Genomic DNA, 16,365 nt, shown 5'->3' with positions numbered 1-16,365 from the left:
CTGCGCCTGGCCCGCTACGGCGTCCCGCTCGCCGAGACCGCCCCGGCCGGCCTCGCCGCCGCCGGCATCGAAGCACCTGAGCTGGACGCCCCAGCCGAGATGCTCGCCGGCGACATGGAACGCCTCGACCAACCCGCCGCAGGCACCCCGGCCGTGACTGCGTACGAGGCCGTTGAAGCCGAGCCGCCCGCGCACCACTCCGCCGAGGTGCCGCGCCAAGCAACCAGCGAACACGGTCGTACGACCACTGGCGGGGGAGAGGGGAGCGCCAACGGCTATGACGTCTTCGCGCCCCGACAAGCCCGCACCCCCGCGGATGGCTCGCCAGAAGAGCACATAGGCGACCCGGCGGCGCACTCACCGTACGGGGACGGTGCAGCCCAACGGCGGGCCCCCGACTATCACGGCGACCACGTGCGGCAGGACCAGCTCGTCCTCGACGATGAGACCGAGGACCTCTACTACGGAGCGTTCGCCCGCTACGTACGCGAGGAGGGCGACTACCCCAACGCCCGCCGGTTCGCCCTCTACCTCCGCGACCACTACGAGGCGGCCGGCGCCGAGGGCGGGCCGCTGCCGGAGCGTGAACTGCACCTTCCGCTGCGCCGCTTCAAGGAACGCCACCAGGCCGACGCCACACAAGCGGCAGCCGACCCCATCCCTTTGAACCGCCACGAGCCGACCGTCATCCAACACGAGAGCGCCACGCTCCCGCGGCAGTCCGCCGGGGGAGCGGAACCTGAGGGCGACGACGTGAGTGAGGCTGAACCGGCCGCTCAGGTCACCACCGTCGACCGGTACTTCGCCGCGTGGGAGGCCTACCAGCAAGAGCACGGCGCCGAGCCGTCGGCCGACGAACTGGCCGAGTACCTCGAGGAGCACGAGATCTACAGCCCGAAGGGCAAGCCGGTGACAGCAGCCGGCCTGCGCCGCTACCCACTCAGCTTCCGCCTCTACACGGTCTACGCCCACCTACGCGACCAACTCGGCGCCGAGCCGACGGCCCAGCAGGTCGCCGACGAAGCAGCCCTGCGCGGCATCACCGGTCAGTACAACCGTCCCATCGATGCGCAGACCCTGGCCGAACGCGAGGACTACCTGCCCGACTTCCGACGCCGCCACAAGATCCTGACGTTCCAGTGGAGCCCTGGCTCCTGACGATCCCAGGGCATGCGCAGCGACAAGGCGCGGCCAGCACGGGATGCGCAACCGGCACACCAGCAGAGGCTGCGCAGTGCGCAGCCGCACCCGGGGGAGGACAACCGTGGACACCATCAAGGCGCTGCACATCGACGTCGACACCACCGTCACGCCGCTCACGCTGCGCACACCTCCGTACGACCAACTGCGCACGCTGCTCGGCGGAGTGACCGTCACCGGCATCTACCACCGTCGTGCAGTGCTGCACATCCTCGACGACGGACAGCAACGCCATGCCGACGGCCGCACCGGCCTCAACCTCGCCGCGTGGGCACTCGCCTCGGCATGGCGCGGCATCGATCTATATCCGCTGTACGGGCCCGTCGTGATCACCGGTGGCGACGCGGGGACCAGCACGTCACTCGAAGACGATCTCGGTACGCAGGTCCTGCGCAGCGCCACGACCGTACGCGAGACGCTCGCCGAGTGGCGGCTGCGCCCGCCCGCCTCCAACGATGCCGCCGTCGCGGAGCTGCTCGCCTACGTGCGCAACGACCTGCGCGCCGTGCACGATTGACCGGGACGCACACGGACTGCGCAGTCACTGCGCAGAGTTGAGCTCGTCGTACTCAACCCGGATCGGCTGCTGCGCAGGCCTCATCGCACGGCCGACTGGCAGGTCGAGTGCGCATCGGCGCACTGCGCAGCACTGGGTGGTCAGCGCGTGTGTGTGTTCTGCGCGGTGCGGCCCATCAGTTCGTCGATGAGGGCTTCGGTCTCGGGTTCCACATCGCTGCGCAGCGCATGGACCATCGCCTGCAGGTTGGTGATCGCGGTGTGCAGGCCGGAGCGGTTGCCGAGTGCGTGCTCGATGCGCATCCAGTCCCGGTAGAGCACTTCGGAGGTTTCGTCGGCGGACAGGCCCACGGTGATCGCACGGCGGGCGGCGGCGAGATCGTGCACCTGGCCGGGGGCCATGCGCCAGGTGGCGACGGTGTGCGCGACGTCGACGATGCGGACCGTCATCTCCTGGCGCAGGGGGTCGCACCAGGGCAGCGGGTGCGTACCGAAGGGCCGACCCCGCACCAGCTCAAGTGCCTTCTCCAGGATGGGCAGACCGGGGGAGCCGGCGTCCAGGCCTTGCTCGGCGAGCTGCTGGAAGCGGGTCCAGTCACAGCGGAGCTTGGCGGAGATCGTGCACGGGTCGTTCTTGGCGGTGCGGCGCGGCACGTAGGGCTCTCCGTCGGAGTCCGTGCCGAGGCGGGTGCGCAGGTCCTTCAAGCGGGCACTGAGGGTGTCCCGCTTCCACGGCTTGTTGGGGCTCATGTCCTCGGACACCAGGTCGCTGTCGCGACTGGGCTTGAAGTACAAGAGCGCGGCGAGTTGGGCGAGGCTTGGAGCGTGGCTGCTGGCCGCTACTTCGGCGACTTCGACCGGTCCCAGGACGCGGATCTCAGGCACATGCAGCTCCTCAACCTCGGTCAACTCCCCGCCAGCAGGCGGCGTGATGGGGCTGGTAGGGCGCTCGGCCGGCGGCAGAACGCTGGCTGCATTGACCGGCTCCGGCCCCGGTTCGCCGTCGCTGTCCGCGCTGCTGGCGCCGGGGCCGGTCGCGGCAGAGCCCGAGGCAGGCGTGGGGGAGGGCATGAGACGCAGGCCGGCCCCGTCGGACGATGCCGCCATGAACGCGGCGGGCACCGCAGTCGGCGCGGCCGCGGAAGTGGGGCCGCCCGAGGTGGAGATGTGGACCACCGGCTTCGCCTCGACCGAGGCCGACGGATCGGGGGCGTGCGCGGCCGCCTCGCTCACGCGGCGGGGCTCGCCCGGGACGTTGAGCCAGGCGCCCTCGGCCGGCTCGGCGCTCTGGTTGGCGACCTGGAAGGCCGTGACGATCTGCTGGTAGGCAGCGCGCTCAAGGCGCTGCAGAGTCAGGGGCAGGTCCAGAGCATCCACGTACTGCGCCCCGTCAGCGGAGGCGTCCAGGACCTGCGCGTGAGGGAACAACTGGGCGACGCCGGCGGCCGGCGCGACCAACGCGACGGGCACCTCACCGGCTTGCTCGAGCGCCTCGGCGAGCAGCCAGGCGGCCTCCGGATCCAGAGACTTCGCGCACAGCAGGTAGGGGTGGTGTGCTTCCTCGGGGAACTGCTGCGCGGCCAGGAGCCGTTGGGCCAGGTCACTGACCGCGTGAGAGCTCTCGCGGGTGAACGACAGGCGGGAGGAGGGCAGCAGCCCCTGCAGCTCGGATCCGAACCCGACCGTCACCAATTCGGAGTCCTGCGCCCAGGGCGCCTCGGTCAACTCCAATGCCACAGCGGTCAGGACTTCCTCGATATCGGTTTGTTCGCCCTCCAGTAGCACGACTTGGAGCTGCGCAAGGTTGACCAGCACGAGATCACCACTGGTGCTGGAGCCGAGCGTGACCAGTCCCGGATACGGCGGAGCCACCGATGCAGCGTCCTCGTCCGACAGGAGCTCTGCCTGTTCGGGCAGAGTCCACCATCCATCGGGGCCCGCAGTGAAGGGCGTCAGCGGCGCGGCCTCCCGGGCAGCAGGCAGCACCTGAAGCGTGCGGGGAGTGATCCGAGCCGCTGCCAGTGCCGGCAGGTCCGCGCCGTCTGCTTCGGCGGCAACGGCCAAGGTGCGCAGGGCGCGGTCCAGTTGCCGTGCGGGCGCCTCCTCGGCGGCCGCGACGAGCTGGGCCTCAGCCCTGGACGGCTCCTCGGCGATCGCGATCGTCTCGCCGGGCGCGCGGCGCCGGCGCTGCAGGGCACGCCGGGTGGCGAGCGCGGCCGCGATGCCGGTGGCCAGGAGCAGCCCGGCGCCCGCGACACGCCGGAGACCCCCTGAACGCGGCGACGACGTGGGCGCCCCCGCCGGGCTCTGCGAGGCCTGCGGGGGCGTGCCCGCGGACGGCGTGCCGCTGGACGTCGGCGGCGGCACCACGGCGGCGCCATCGTCGGTGGACTCGGATGGCGACGGCTCGGCGGGGGCGCTGGGCGTGGGGGAGTGCGACGCGGACGGCTCGTCCGACGGCTTCTGCGTCGCCTCCGCGCTCTGCGACGGACCACTGGAAGCGTCCGGCGCCGGAGCCACTTCGTCCTCCCGGTCATCCTGCTCCGGCGGCGCAGATTCGCGGCCATCAGGCGTACTCGTGGGTCCCTCGGTCTCGGTGGGCTCCTCGTCGTCCTTGTCGGTAGGCGGGGGCGTCTGCTCGCGGCGGTCGCCGTCGTCGGCGGGATCCTCGGTGCGGCCGGGCGGAGCGGAATCGCCGTTGGAGGCGCTCCACTCTGGGGGCAGCGTCAGCTTCTGGCCCGGGTAGATCAGGTCCGGGTCGGTGAAGGTGTGCCCGTACGGCTGCTCCTCGCCCTGGTTCTCCTCGAAGAGTTCGGGCCAGGCATGCGCGTTACCTGTCTCGTCCAGGGCGATCCCGCTCAGGCTGTCGCCCGGCGCGACGACCCGCTCATGCTCCCCACCGGCCGGTACGTCATCCGCGGTGACGGAAACTGAGCCTCCCTGCGCGCTGATCCTGGACTCCTCGGCGAGCGGCACATCGGCGGGCAGGGCGAGCTGCCAGCCGGGCCGGATCGGCGCCTCCGCAACGAAGCGCTGGCCGTCGACCATGGTGCGGCCTTCGTTGGCGTCCACGAGCAGCGTGTAGAGCTCGCCGCGCCCGTACAGCTTCTCGGCGATGCTCCACAAACTCTCCGCCGGCCGGGCGTCCTGCACCGTGTAGGTGGGCGGTGTGGTCTCGACTTCGGCGGCGGGCATCGCGGTTGCCGACAGGGGCGCCGCAGCGTCGGCCACTGAGGCGCGGGTCTGGCCCGGGATGTGCTCGGCGCTCGACGACTGGGCCTGCGCCGGGCTCGAGGAGGCGAGCGCGGTCCCGGCCGGCAGCAGCAGAAGCAGCCCGCCGACCAGCGAGGCGGCCGCGCGCTGACTCAGGTGCAGCCCGGCCGGCAGCCGCGGAGCGCGGCGTCCGCGCACCTGGGCCGGGAGCTCGAGTAGCACGGCGAACACGAACGCCGCCCACGCCAACCAGCCGATGCCGGCCAGCACCAGGAGCACCGCGCCGGTGGTGTCGGTCTGCGAGAACAGGTGGGTGAAGTCGTCGACGCCATCGGCGGCGGCTGCCCAAGTGGCCCGCCACAACAGCCACGGCAGACCTGCCCCCAGCGCTGCGAGGGCGAGGAGCGAGAACACCGCACGCACCAGCCGGCTGGCGAGGCTCGGGTGGCGTGCGGATCGGTGCTGAGCCATGATCAGTCCTCGGGTTGCGTGATGCCGTGCAACAGGGTTGCCGAACTGCGGCCGGTGATCTGCCAGTTGGTCGGGGTGAACGCGCCGTCGTAGGTGTCGGTGACCGTCACCTCGATACGGCGTCCGTTGTTGGTGATCCGTACGGTGCCGCTCTTCCCGGCGCTGGCCAGGTAGTCGCGGGCGGCCGCCGCGGCTGCCGCGGGCTCGACGGCGATCGCATCCCCGGAGACGGCTTCGCCGCCGTCGATGGCCTGTGAGCCGGCCCGGGCTGCTTCCATCGCGAGTGCGTCGGCCCGCTCGTGGGAACGCAGCACCCCGAACGCGTCCACGGTGAGCAGGCCGCCGAGCGCCAGCAGCGGCATCGTGATGATCGCGACGTGCACCGCGATGCCACCGCGATCGTCGTCCCACCGACGCGCCCTGATCCAGGACTTGAGTTGGATCACCGAGTTCACCCCCGCGTCCGGTATGCGTCTACGACCGAAGTGAAGGTGGACTCCACGGTCTTGGTGCCCGGACCGCCCTTGAGGAAGAAGAGATCACCGAGCGGAACCGTGCACCGGACGGTCACCGTGACCTCGGAGGCCTGTCCGACCGGCACGGCCAGACCGGAGGTGTCCGCCTCCACCGCGGTGCCGGCGCAGCCCTGCTCCTGGTCCGCCAGTACTCGCTCGGCTGCCCTGACGGCCGCCGCCTGCCCGGCATCGGGAGTGCGGGCCAACGAGGCCGCGCGCGCGGCGGCTTGAGCTGCGGCGTCCGTGGTGCCGGCCGCGCTGGAGAGTCGCGCCCCGGCGATGAACAGCAGCGCGAGCGCCAACAATACGGGCAGCACAAACACCGCCTCGATCGGGGCGCTTCCTCGATCCGATGTCCAATGAGGCCCGGATCGGGTGGTGGTGCGCATCAGTCTTCCCCCGGAACAGTCCAGCGTTCGACGGGGCCCGCGGCGACGGCGTTGATCTGGAAACTGTCGATCCCGGGAATCATTGAGATCGCGGTGCCGTGCACCCGGATTTCGACCGTCTCGGCGGTGCTGCCCGCGCTGGAGACGGTCCGGTTCGAGAGGAAGTCTCCGGCGTAGCGGTCCAGGGCTTCGCGGGCGTGCGCGGCCCCGTCGGCGGGTGTGGCCTCATACATGCGGCCGGCCTGTAGACCGTCGCGGGCCGCGGCGTACGCGGCGTGGCGGGCGTAGGACCACATGAAGCCCTGCACGATGCACAGCGTGAACAGCAGTGCGATCGGCATGATGATGGCCATCTGGACGGGGGAGGAGCCGCGATCGTCGTTGCGCAACCGCTCGGCCCACCGGTTCATCAGTCGCCGAAGTCCAGGTCCAGCAGTCGGCCGTTGGCCCGCCCGAACAGCACGGCCAGCCCGCCGGCGATCAACAGCGCACCGGTCACGCTCGCCACCACGATGATCACGGTGGGGATGGGGCCGTCGCCGCGGTCCGCGCGGTCGGTGAGCTGCTCGTGCACCTTCTCGAGATGCCGGCTCGCCCGCGCGGGCAGCATCGCCAGCAGCGTGGCGGCGGTGAACAGGGACTTGATCATGGGAAGTTCTCTCCTTCGTGGTCATGACGGCCTAGATCGCGAACATCTTGAGTGCCGCCGGGAAGGCCATCAGCGCCATCACGATCACGGTCAGCAAGGCGCCGGGGGCGTGCATCTTCTCGCTGTTCTCATTGGCGTTGGCGGCCTCGACAGTGAGCAGTTCGCTGCGCAGGCTGGCGGCGTGGTGGCGCAGGGTGTCGTAGACGCTGGCGCCCTCGGACTCGGCGCGCTGGACGATGTCCGCGATGTCACGCAGCGCCGGCAGTTTCAGGTGCGTGCCCATCTGCTCCAGCACCAGCCACGGGGACGTCTTCTCGGTGCGGGCGCGCAGCAGGACTTCACGGACGCGGGCGAAGAACCAGCCCCGCCCGACCTGCGAGGCATCCCACAGCGCTTGCGAGGCGGCCTTGTTGGAGGCCATCCGCATCGCCACCAGCTCCAGGAACGCGGCCGCCGCATGGGCGCCCTCGACACGGGCCTTGGCGGCCTCCGCGCGCACCGAAAGGTCCGGCACGAACCACAAGCCGAGCGCGGCGAGCAGCCCCACGGCGCCCGGAATGAACAACGGCACACCCAGACCCATCAGCGACCACCCGCCGACCACCACGACCGGGGCGAGCAGCCCGAGCAGCGCAAGCGTCAGCTTGTTCAGCAGGAACTGCTCCACCGGCTGCCCCAGCAGGTCCAGGTCGCTCCGCGGCACCGACCCGGGGATCCTCTCCGCGACCTGGCCGGCGAAGCGGCGCGGCGTATCGGCGGGGGCCGGGTCCTGGCCGGCGGCGGTCCGCGGAGGGTTCAACCGGCGCAGCGTGCTGGACAGTTTCGGGGCGGCGGGTACGAGCTGCCGCACCAACACGGCAGCTCCCGTACCCACGACACCGCCCGCGATCAGGAAGGCGTTCAGCGAGCTCATCCGGTTACCTCCGCCGGCTCGGCGGCGTACTTCACGTGGCTGCGCGGGTCGATGATGAGGAACCGGGCGATTGCCCGGTAACGGGCCATCCGCCGCGCCAACGCGATCACACCGACGAACGCCAGCCCGAAGAGCCCCAACACGAGCTGACCGAGCAACGTCGCATACGGGGAGGTGTAGTCGGGCACCAGGAATCCGGCGGCGAACACCGACAGCGTGATGATCACCATCCAGCGCAGGGTGGTGCGGGACTTCGCCCGGTCCGCCTCGATGCTGCGGCGTGAGGCGACCTCTTCGCGCACGGAGGCGGCCATGTCTTCCAGCACCTTGGCCAGGCCGGGTCCGGGGTCGACGGCGCACAGCATCAGCGCAGCGCACACCTTGTCCGCGGTGATGTCATCGAGCCGGTCCGCGAAGTCGGCCAGGGCCTCGTCGGCCGGCCAGCCGGCCTGGATCCGGTCCGCGAGCTCGGTGATCTCCTCCTCCAGGCCGACCGGCGGGTCCTTGCGGCTGGTGACGAGGGCCTGGTTCAACGCGACACCGAGCCGGGTGACTTCGGCCAGGCGCTGCGTCCACTTACCCAGCGCCTCCAGCTTGGTGATCCGTCCGGACGCGGCCATCGTCGGAGCGATCAGCCACGGCACCCCGACCACCGCCGCACCCAGCAGCAGCGCGGTCACCACCATGCCGGTCCCGGCCCACACCACCACCGTGACCACCAGCGCTGCGACCTGCAGGGTGCGCCGTTGCGCTACCCGCTCCGCGCCGCCCAGTCCGTCACGGCGCCGGACCCGGCGCCGCTCGAAGTAGCCGGGCGTTTGCGGTGTGGTAGTGCCGATGACCGCGACGGCGAACGTGATCAGGCCGCCCATGACGAGGCCGCCGCACACAGCGAACAGAAGCGCCGTCATCATGCGCGCACCTCCTGCGGCGGCCACGCGGCGACGGCGGGCTGCAGCACCGTGGTGAATCCGGCCTCCTCGAGCTTGCGCCGGTTCTTCTGCGACACCTGCGCATAGGGCTGGGCCCGCAGATCCCACTCAGCGGCGGGTCGGAACACCTCGTTGTAGGCAGGCCGGCCCCCTTCACCGATCCCTGTGATCTCCAGGACGTGGGACACGAACCGCTTCTTCACCGGCCCGGACTCGTCCACGGACAGGAACACAATGAAATGCAGGCCGTTGGCGATCTGCCGGTAGGCCAGTTCGGGGGAGAAGTTCTCCCTCGCCATCAGATACATCTCCGCGATCCGGTCGAAGACCGCCTCCGGCTCGGAGGCGTGCATGGTGCACAAGTTGCCTGGCCGGTCGCCGGTGAGTGCCTGCATCAGCGCGGTGATCTCGGGGCCGCGGACCTCGCCGACCACGATCCGGGTCAGCGACATGCGCTTGGCCCGGTACAGCAGATCCATGAGCGTGATCTCGCCGGCCGATTTACCGTCGACGAGTTCGCCGTTGGACTCGCGCGCTTCCATCGGCACCACGTGCTGGTGGTAGCCGTTCTTGTGCGCCCACAGTTCGAACTCGGTCTCCAAGGTGCCGAACCGCTCGTTGGGTCCGAACTCCTTGAGCAGGGCGCGCAGCAGCGACGTCTTTCCGGCGCCCTGCTCACCCACGATCATGATGTTGCGCCGGGCCCGCACGCAGGCGGCGAGAAAGTCGGCGAGGAGGCCGTCCATCGTGCCCAGTTTGATCAGGTCGTCGAGGATGGCGTCCTGGATGCGGTGGCGGCGGATCGTGACATGGGTGTGCTCGCCGGTGATCTCCGGGCCCATGGCCTGCAGCCGCGAACCGTCCGCCAGGCGCAGTGCGACCTCCGGGCGGTGCGAGGAGAACTGCTTTCCGCTCTGGTTGCTCGTGCGGATCAAGTCCCGCACCAGTTCCTGGAGTTGCTCTTCCGAGTCCGCGACCGAGTCGACCTGGACCGGGTCCTTGGTGTCGCCGTACTTCACGAACACCTTGGACGCGCTGTAGATCCAGATGTCCTCGATCCGGTCATCGTCCAGGTACCGCTGCAGGCGCCCGGCCCGAAACAGCATGTCGAAGACCAGCTCGGCCAGGGCCTGCTTGGCTGAGGTGCCGGCAGCGCGGCCGGCCGCGGTGACCTCGTCGGCCCAGTACTCCACATGCTCGTTGATCAACGCACGGGCCCTCTGGCGGCGCATCTGCTCGGTGCGGCCCTGCCCGGCGGGAAGGTTCTTGCCCTCTTTGATCAACTGGTCGTTGACCAGGCGCTTGATGACCTCCGCCCGGGCGGTGTCGATCTGCACCTGCGGCAGTGCTGCTCCGTTGACCATCGCGCCCGCTCCAGCATGCGCCGCACCGGCTGCGGGCGGCTGGGGCTGTGACGCCGAGTAGCCGTTCCCGTTGTAGTGCGGCGTATGCGGTGGTTGGGGGACCTGGTATGGGGTCGGGTGCAGGGGTTCACCGCGCATGGCCCACCTCCGCTGCCCGGGCAAGCCGCTGGCTCAGCGGCGAGGCGGCTCGCGCACGACGGTTGCCCAGCGCCCGCGCGATGGGCCCGCTCGCCTCGCGGGCCGCGTTCATCAGCTTGCTGCGGGCAAAGTTGCGGTCCTCCGATACGCCATCGGACAGGACCGCGGCCTCCTTGGGCCGGTACGGCAGCGTGGCCACCACCCGTACCCCGAGGGCCTCTTCGACATCGCGCCGCCCGGACACGTTCGTCCCGTACGGCCCCTCTTCGATCATGATGACCCCGAGCGCGCCGGAGCCGCGGCCCTGGTCGCTGTCGAGCATGGTCTTGAGCCGGTTCACCCGGTGCTGGGCGGCGTTGATGCTGCGGATAGTGCCCCGTACGACCAGCAGCACCAAGTCGGCCTTCATCGCGATCACTCCGGCCGGACCGAATGCGCCGTTGCGGCCCAGGTCGACGAGGACATCGTGCTGGTGCGGCTCGATTCCGGCGAACAGTTGGGCCAGGTGTGGCCACACCGTGTTGAGGCCGGCCGCCTCCGAGAAGTCCGTCAGCCCGGGCAAAAGGAGCCTGTTGCGTTCGGCGGTCTTGCCGGTGTCGTCGGACAGGGCGACCAGCTGCGTCCAGAACGCCGAGACGAGTTCCTTGGTGCGCGAGGACACCGACAGGTTCCGCAGGCCCCGATCCGCTGGAAGCCGGCCCTGCAGCGCGCCCGGCAGGACCGCCCCGCCATCGGGGCAGCACTCGGCGAGCAGCATCTTGTGCCCGGGCGCGAGCGGCCAGGTCCGCAGCAAGGCCAGGGCGGTGGTGGTCACCCCCGGTGAGCCGGGAACGCCGACCAGGGCCACGACCGCCATCAGGAGCCGCCCTCGGAACCCACCACCAGCGCCACATCACCGGTGGAGGCCTGCGCAGCCAGCCGCGCGCCCTGCGCCGCGGGCACCGCCACGTCCACGACCCGATCGCCCGTGGTCTGCTGCTCGGCGCCCACCCGCACGATCCGCGCCGCCACCGACTCCGGCCCCGCATCCGGGCTGTTCGCGTCATTCTTGCCGGCAGCCTGCTCACCCTCGGACGGGGTGAACACGATCTGCACCTCGTCGCCGGGGGAGAGCCGGGTCGCCGGCAGCTGGGAGGCCTTCAGCCCGATGCCGACCAGCTGCTCGCCGTCCTTCACCAACTCCCGGTCGGTGACCTGCTCCTTCGCCAGCACGGAACCGGGCACCAGCGCCACCGCCGCACGCTTGCCCTCAACCTCACCGCGCTGGTCAGCCTCGAACACCTTCACCGCGGGATCGAGCGACAAGGAGACCTCCATCAGATCGGAGGCCTCGATCACATCGCCGACCGGGACCTCCTTGGCCACCGCCAGCACGGGGGTGCGCTCGCCGGTCTCCTGGTAGAGCAGAAACCCGCCCATCGCCCCGCCCACGATCAGCGCCACACCCAGGGCCATCATCGCCGGGCTGCGCCGCCGGGCACGGAACCCGACCACCGCGGTCGGCGCCGGCGGCGTGGAGGTCGCCGGTCGGGAAGCCTGACCTGGCGGCGTCGGCGGCATTGCTGTCTTGCTCACGATCGTGCCCTTCCTCGTACGCCGAATCAGTCGCCGACGGACTGCAGTTCGCCGATCGCGACCGCGCCCTCGGACTCGCGGATCTCCGTCAACACGCCTGTCTCGCCGCCGCCGACCACTTCCCAGTCGACCGTCCAGGTCGAGGTCGCGGTCACCTGGAACTTGTCACCCGGCTCCGTCGCGGAGCTGCGCACATAGGTATGGCCGCAGGTCGGGGACTCCTTCATGCCGTACGCCTTCTTGTACGGCGTCCCAGGACCGGCACACGTCACCGACGAACCATCCCCCGTCGTCCACACCACTTTGGTGACCTTCGCGGTGGCCGTCACCGTCACTGCACCGGCGCTCGCCGAGGCGGTGTTCGGGCCGGTCGTGGTCGGCGAGGTCTCCGACCAGAACCAGGCCGGCACCCCGACCACCCCGGTCGTCCCGGCCTTGGGCGCGGTGCGGATCGCGACACCCTCGAGGAGCATCTTGTCGACGGCCTCCTGGGCCAGCACCTCAGGGTCGACAACGACAGCCGGCGGCGGCTGAGCGGCGAAGAAGTAGTCCACGACGATCTGGGAGCCGAACTGTGTGGGCTCGGCGCACCGGCGCACGTAGATGTCTCCGTCGGAGGGGTCGCGCCCTCCCCACAGGTTGCTGCCGGCCGGAGGTTGAGGTGTCAACTTCGACGTCGGGCACGACGGTTGCACCTTGCCGCCCTTGCCGGTGCCCGTGCTGACTTGGTCCTCGTCGTCCTTGCCGCTGCTGGCGCCGAGGCAGACGTAGCGTCCGCAATTGCCCGCGTTCCCCGTGCCCGGGGGCGGCGGCTTCTCATCCGCATGCGCAGGGGTGCCGACGAATGCCGCCGCCATGAAGACGCCAGCCGCGGCGAAGAGGCCTAACTGCCGATGCGTCAGCATGCTTCCCCCTTTGGCTCCTCGGTGATCACGCGCCAGCCCTCAGGCCACTTCTCGACCTCGGCTGTGACGACGTACTTCAGGAGCCTGTCCTTGGGGAGCTCGGCAGGCTTCTTGGTCTTGGAGTCGACGACGGTCCACTTCGAGATGTCGAGACAGCTCGAGATCGTCGCGTACGGCAGCTTCTTGCCAAGGTCCACTTTCACCTGGGGGTCGCGGACCGTGACGTGCCCGGTGATGATCGTCCCGCGCTTGTGCATGCTCTCGGCGTCCTTCTCCGCGTTGAGCAGGGCTACCGCCGCCGCGAAGTCACCGAGCTTGCCCTTCTTGCCTTCCGGATCCGCGTAGCGCAGTTCCATCTGGTCCCAGTACTGCTCGTAGGTCTCAAGGGCCTCGGCCTCCGCGGTGCTCTGCGGATCCGCGCTCGGAGACGGCGTAGGAGAAGGTGAACTCGACGATGTGGTCGGTGTCTTGCCTTCATCGGGCGTCTCGCCGCTGTCGCCGCTGCACGCGGGAACCACAGCGAGGGCGAGAACCGAACACAGAGCCCACCCGATGCGGCGACCGCGGATGCCCGCGGGCTGACGAACGTGCGCTGCCGATGTCATAGCGGCCTCCCCGTGCCGTGCCCACCGCGCTGGTGGACTTCCCCGTACCGACTCAAACCGGCACAACCCCATCCACGTTGCTGACGCGACGATGGTTCCCGGTGCGTGGCGCTGTCAGCACCGTACGTGATCTCGCGCCAACTCCACACCCTCTTCTCGCAGTTCAGGACGGCCATGCGCCCGGAACGCGGCGATTCGGGAGTGTGTCGCTGATACGCACGTTCCCCGATTGAGAACGCCCGATTCGTTCGCGATTGCCGTCGCGCAAAGCGATTCATCGACATGACCACATCACCTGCGTCCGTTCGGTGGCGGTCCCCAGGGACGTCCTGCTGTCGGGGAGTTCGCGTACGGAGGGCGATACATGTCGCAGGCCGCGCCGGGCTCCTCGTCGAATTCGTCGTCCAGCGGCCGCCGGGGGTCGTGGGCGTGGAGGTCGCGGATCGTGGGACGAGAGCGTCGCCGACGCCCGCCGAGCAGCGGCAGCAGCAGAGCCCCGGCGAGCACGGCCGCGCCGGCCAGCCACGCCCAGTTCGGAATCGCCGTGCTGGCGGAGGCATTCGATGTCGGCTCCTGGGACGCGGGCTCTCCGTTGTCGGGCGGTGGTGCCGCGTCGCCACGCGCGTCGCCTTCTGTATCGGCGGCTTCCTTGGGGGTGCCGGGATCGAAGGCGGGCTTCGGGGCGGGTGTGATGCCCTCGCCGGTGTTCACACTCAGCTCGATGGGCAGCACCGTGCCGCGGCTGTCGGCGACCTTGCCCATGGCGACCTGCACGTAGTACGTGCCGGCGAGCTCAACGGGCTTGTCCCGCCTGTCGGCAGGGTCGCCGACGCTGCAGTCCGCGACGAGCGTGGAGCCGTCGCGGCCCTTACCGACCGAGGAGTGCATGGCGGTGTTGCGGTCGCCTGCGCAGTGCATGGCCTGCCGGACCGGGTCGTAGATCTGGATGCCGAAGGCCTCCAGGCCGCCGCCGTCGCCGTAGCCGGCCGGCGTTGTTGTACGGGCCTCGACGTTGAGCTTCTGCCCGGGCTCGAGGTCGATGCGCCACAGCAGCATGTCGCCGACGACGAGTTCCTGCTTCACCGTGCTGCCCGCGGTGATCGCGGTGGCGTCCTTGAACGAGTGCCCGTCTGTGTTCGTGCCGTCCTCTGCGCTCGCCGGGGACGACAGCCCCAGCGCGAGCAGGCCGGAGAGCAGGGCGGTTACCGACAGGGCGGGCGTGCGGCTGGTGGTCATGAGTGGCCTCCCCGGCTGAGACGTGTGCGGATGAGCAGCGACAGGAGCAATCCGATCAGCGCCGCTGCGCCGATCAGCGGCCACACCAGCGGGCTTGACGCGGAACTGCTGGCCTGCGGAACGACCTTGGTGTCACCTTCCAAGGGGCCGTCTTCGTCCGGGGCGGGGGCACCGTGGTCGGTGACCGCCTGGTGCGCGGTGGCGACCAGGAGCTCGACCGGTTCGGTCTTGTTCACCGAGTCGATCCGGCCGCTGACCTTCATGCAGATCTCCCCCTCACGCGCCCCACCCGGAAGGTCCTTGTAGGTGAGCCGGTCGGACTCGGAGCCGACGGAAATGAGGTTCGCCCAGTTCTGAGTGACGCTGACCTCGTGCTTCCAGGCATGCGACTTGCCGGGCAAGAAATACTCCAGGCGCAGCGCCGCGCCCGTCTTGTACGCGGACCGGGGCACCATCGACGCGGAGAACCGCAGCGCCTGGCCGACCTGCAGCTTCGCCTTGTACCAACGCTCTTTCGTGTGGGTAACCTCATCCGCGTACTGGCCGGGGGCCAGTAGGGGAGCGGTGGCGCACCGGTCGGACCCGGTGGTCTTCGCCCCGGACACCTCGTACGGGCTCCAGGCCCGCTTGAACGCGTCGTCGAGCTCCTTGGCGAGATCGTCCGAGCCGACGCGGTCGTACTCGCCCCCCGTGCCCTGGGCGATGCACCGCAGCTGCCGCTCGGCCTTCGCATCAACTTCGAAGCCCAGGGTGTCGATAACCAAATCGACGCCCTGGTCCTTGAGTTCGCGGGCGACCTCGCACGGGTCCGGGGGAGCGCAGGTGTCCTCACCGTCGGACACGAGGATGATCCGCCGGTCGCCCTCGGTCCCGAGGTCGCGGGCCGCGACCTTCAGGGTGTCGCCGATCGGGGTGAAGCCGGTCCCGACCAGGGCGTTGATCTTCTGTTTCGCGGCTTGCTTGGCGGCCTGGTTCATCCGCTCGATCGGCGCGAGGAGCTGGGTGTCGGCGCAGCCGGTGGTCTTGTCGTCGCCGGGGTAGGTAGCCCCGTACACGCGCAGCCCCATCGGCGCTTCGGCGGGGACGCGGTCGATGAGCTGAGTCACGGCCTGCTTGGCCGCGTCCATCTTCATGGTCCCGCCTGTGCGCTCCTTCATCGACCCGGACGCATCGATGATCGTCTCGATGCGCGGGGTACTCGCGGTGTCGGGCTCGTCGGCCTGCGCGCTCGACGTCACGGCGAGGGCAACGGCCGCGCCGACCGCGGTGGCCAGGGCCCGCCAGGGTGCGTGCATCACTTCCCTCCGTTCTCGAGGCGGGCCGGGTCGATGCTGGTCGGCCAGATGGTGATCTGGTCAGCGGCGTGCGTGACGACCTGTTCGGGGTGCAGGGTCCGTACGGCGGCGAGGTCGCTGGCTTCGAAGTAGCCGCGCAGCAACACCAGTCCGCGGTCGTGGTGCTCGATGGAGCGGGTGCCGGGCGGCCAGATGAGGATCCGCCCGATCCCGCGGGTGATCACCCGGGCGGGCACGGCGCGCTGCAACTGCTGCAGGTCGGCCGCGGTGAAGGTGCCCCGCAGTTCGACCATTCCGTTCTTGCGGCGCACGCTCTCGGTGCGCACCGGCCATGGACCGCGCTGGGCCGTGCCATTGTCCTGCGGGCCGGGGCCGTCGTGCCCGGCTGCGCCGATCGGGGCGACAGGCAGGGCCCGGCGGTGCTGCTCCGGGCCGGACCGCACGGCGCT

The 16,365-nt window shown here is 70.2% G+C and carries 16 protein-coding genes and 1 pseudogene; 2 read left to right on the top strand and 15 right to left on the bottom strand.

Features of this window, described 5'->3' with window-relative positions:
- Window positions 1-1,158: pseudogene (locus tag JAO81_RS25145) on the top strand (hypothetical protein); the annotation flags it as partial.
- A gap of 106 nt (window positions 1,159-1,264) precedes the next feature.
- Entirely contained in the window at window positions 1,265-1,717 is a 453-nt protein-coding gene (locus JAO81_RS25140; RefSeq protein WP_199550188.1) for a hypothetical protein, read from the top strand.
- Window positions 1,718-1,857: 140 nt separating this feature from the next.
- Here JAO81_RS25140 and JAO81_RS25135 read toward each other — a convergent pair whose 3' ends face one another.
- The 15 genes from JAO81_RS25135 to JAO81_RS25065 all read right to left on the bottom strand — a co-directional run bounded on the left by JAO81_RS25135 (window position 1,858) and on the right by JAO81_RS25065 (window position 16,359).
- Complete coding sequence (locus tag JAO81_RS25135; protein ID WP_199550187.1) at window positions 1,858-5,400, bottom strand: LysM peptidoglycan-binding domain-containing protein; 3,543 nt, start codon at window positions 5,398-5,400, stop codon at window positions 1,858-1,860.
- A 2-nt stretch (window positions 5,401-5,402) separates the two neighbouring features.
- A complete protein-coding gene (locus tag JAO81_RS25130) occupies window positions 5,403-5,846 on the bottom strand; it encodes a hypothetical protein (protein ID WP_307813656.1) in 444 nt (147 codons plus the stop codon).
- Between the two features lie 5 nt (window positions 5,847-5,851).
- A complete protein-coding gene (locus tag JAO81_RS25125; RefSeq protein WP_199550186.1) occupies window positions 5,852-6,304 on the bottom strand; it encodes a TadE/TadG family type IV pilus assembly protein in 453 nt (150 codons plus the stop codon).
- Window positions 6,304-6,714, bottom strand: coding sequence for a TadE/TadG family type IV pilus assembly protein (locus tag JAO81_RS25120; protein ID WP_199550185.1), 411 nt, complete (start codon window positions 6,712-6,714; stop codon window positions 6,304-6,306). The genes JAO81_RS25125 and JAO81_RS25120 overlap by 1 nt, the downstream gene beginning before the upstream one ends.
- Window positions 6,714-6,953: a hypothetical protein gene (locus tag JAO81_RS25115; protein WP_233415881.1), complete on the bottom strand. Its 240-nt coding sequence runs from the start codon at window positions 6,951-6,953 to the stop codon at window positions 6,714-6,716. Before JAO81_RS25115 ends, JAO81_RS25120 begins: the two co-directional genes overlap by 1 nt.
- Before the next feature lie 31 nt (window positions 6,954-6,984).
- Entirely contained in the window at window positions 6,985-7,866 is an 882-nt protein-coding gene (locus JAO81_RS25110; protein WP_199550184.1) for a hypothetical protein, read from the bottom strand.
- The gene (locus JAO81_RS25105; protein WP_233415880.1) at window positions 7,863-8,780 is read right to left on the bottom strand and encodes a type II secretion system F family protein; all 918 of its coding nucleotides are present in this window, start codon (window positions 8,778-8,780) and stop codon (window positions 7,863-7,865) included. Before JAO81_RS25105 ends, JAO81_RS25110 begins: the two co-directional genes overlap by 4 nt.
- Complete coding sequence (locus JAO81_RS25100; RefSeq protein WP_199550183.1) at window positions 8,777-10,300, bottom strand: CpaF family protein; 1,524 nt, start codon at window positions 10,298-10,300, stop codon at window positions 8,777-8,779. The genes JAO81_RS25105 and JAO81_RS25100 overlap by 4 nt, the downstream gene beginning before the upstream one ends.
- Window positions 10,290-11,156, bottom strand: a complete 867-nt coding sequence (locus JAO81_RS25095) for a hypothetical protein (RefSeq protein WP_199550182.1) — start codon at window positions 11,154-11,156, stop codon at window positions 10,290-10,292. The genes JAO81_RS25100 and JAO81_RS25095 overlap by 11 nt, the downstream gene beginning before the upstream one ends.
- Entirely contained in the window at window positions 11,156-11,875 is a 720-nt protein-coding gene (locus JAO81_RS25090; protein WP_199550181.1) for an SAF domain-containing protein, read from the bottom strand. Before JAO81_RS25090 ends, JAO81_RS25095 begins: the two co-directional genes overlap by 1 nt.
- Window positions 11,876-11,901: 26 nt before the next feature.
- Complete coding sequence (locus tag JAO81_RS25085; RefSeq protein WP_233415879.1) at window positions 11,902-12,732, bottom strand: ATP/GTP-binding protein; 831 nt, start codon at window positions 12,730-12,732, stop codon at window positions 11,902-11,904.
- Between the two features lie 41 nt (window positions 12,733-12,773).
- Window positions 12,774-13,385 (bottom strand): hypothetical protein, encoded by a 612-nt coding sequence (locus JAO81_RS42740; RefSeq protein WP_233415878.1) that lies wholly within the window; start codon window positions 13,383-13,385, stop codon window positions 12,774-12,776.
- Between the two features lie 291 nt (window positions 13,386-13,676).
- A complete protein-coding gene (locus tag JAO81_RS25075; RefSeq protein ID WP_199550180.1) occupies window positions 13,677-14,621 on the bottom strand; it encodes a hypothetical protein in 945 nt (314 codons plus the stop codon).
- The gene (locus JAO81_RS25070; protein WP_199550179.1) at window positions 14,618-15,916 is read right to left on the bottom strand and encodes a VWA domain-containing protein; all 1,299 of its coding nucleotides are present in this window, start codon (window positions 15,914-15,916) and stop codon (window positions 14,618-14,620) included. The genes JAO81_RS25075 and JAO81_RS25070 overlap by 4 nt, the downstream gene beginning before the upstream one ends.
- Window positions 15,916-16,359 (bottom strand): hypothetical protein, encoded by a 444-nt coding sequence (locus tag JAO81_RS25065; RefSeq protein WP_199550178.1) that lies wholly within the window; start codon window positions 16,357-16,359, stop codon window positions 15,916-15,918. Before JAO81_RS25065 ends, JAO81_RS25070 begins: the two co-directional genes overlap by 1 nt.
- Between the last annotated feature and the right edge of the window lie 6 nt (window positions 16,360-16,365).

Source organism: Streptomyces sp. N35 (assembly GCF_016464295.1).
Lineage (GTDB): Bacteria > Actinomycetota > Actinomycetes > Streptomycetales > Streptomycetaceae > Streptomyces.
This window is presented reverse-complemented; position numbering and strand designations above follow the sequence as displayed.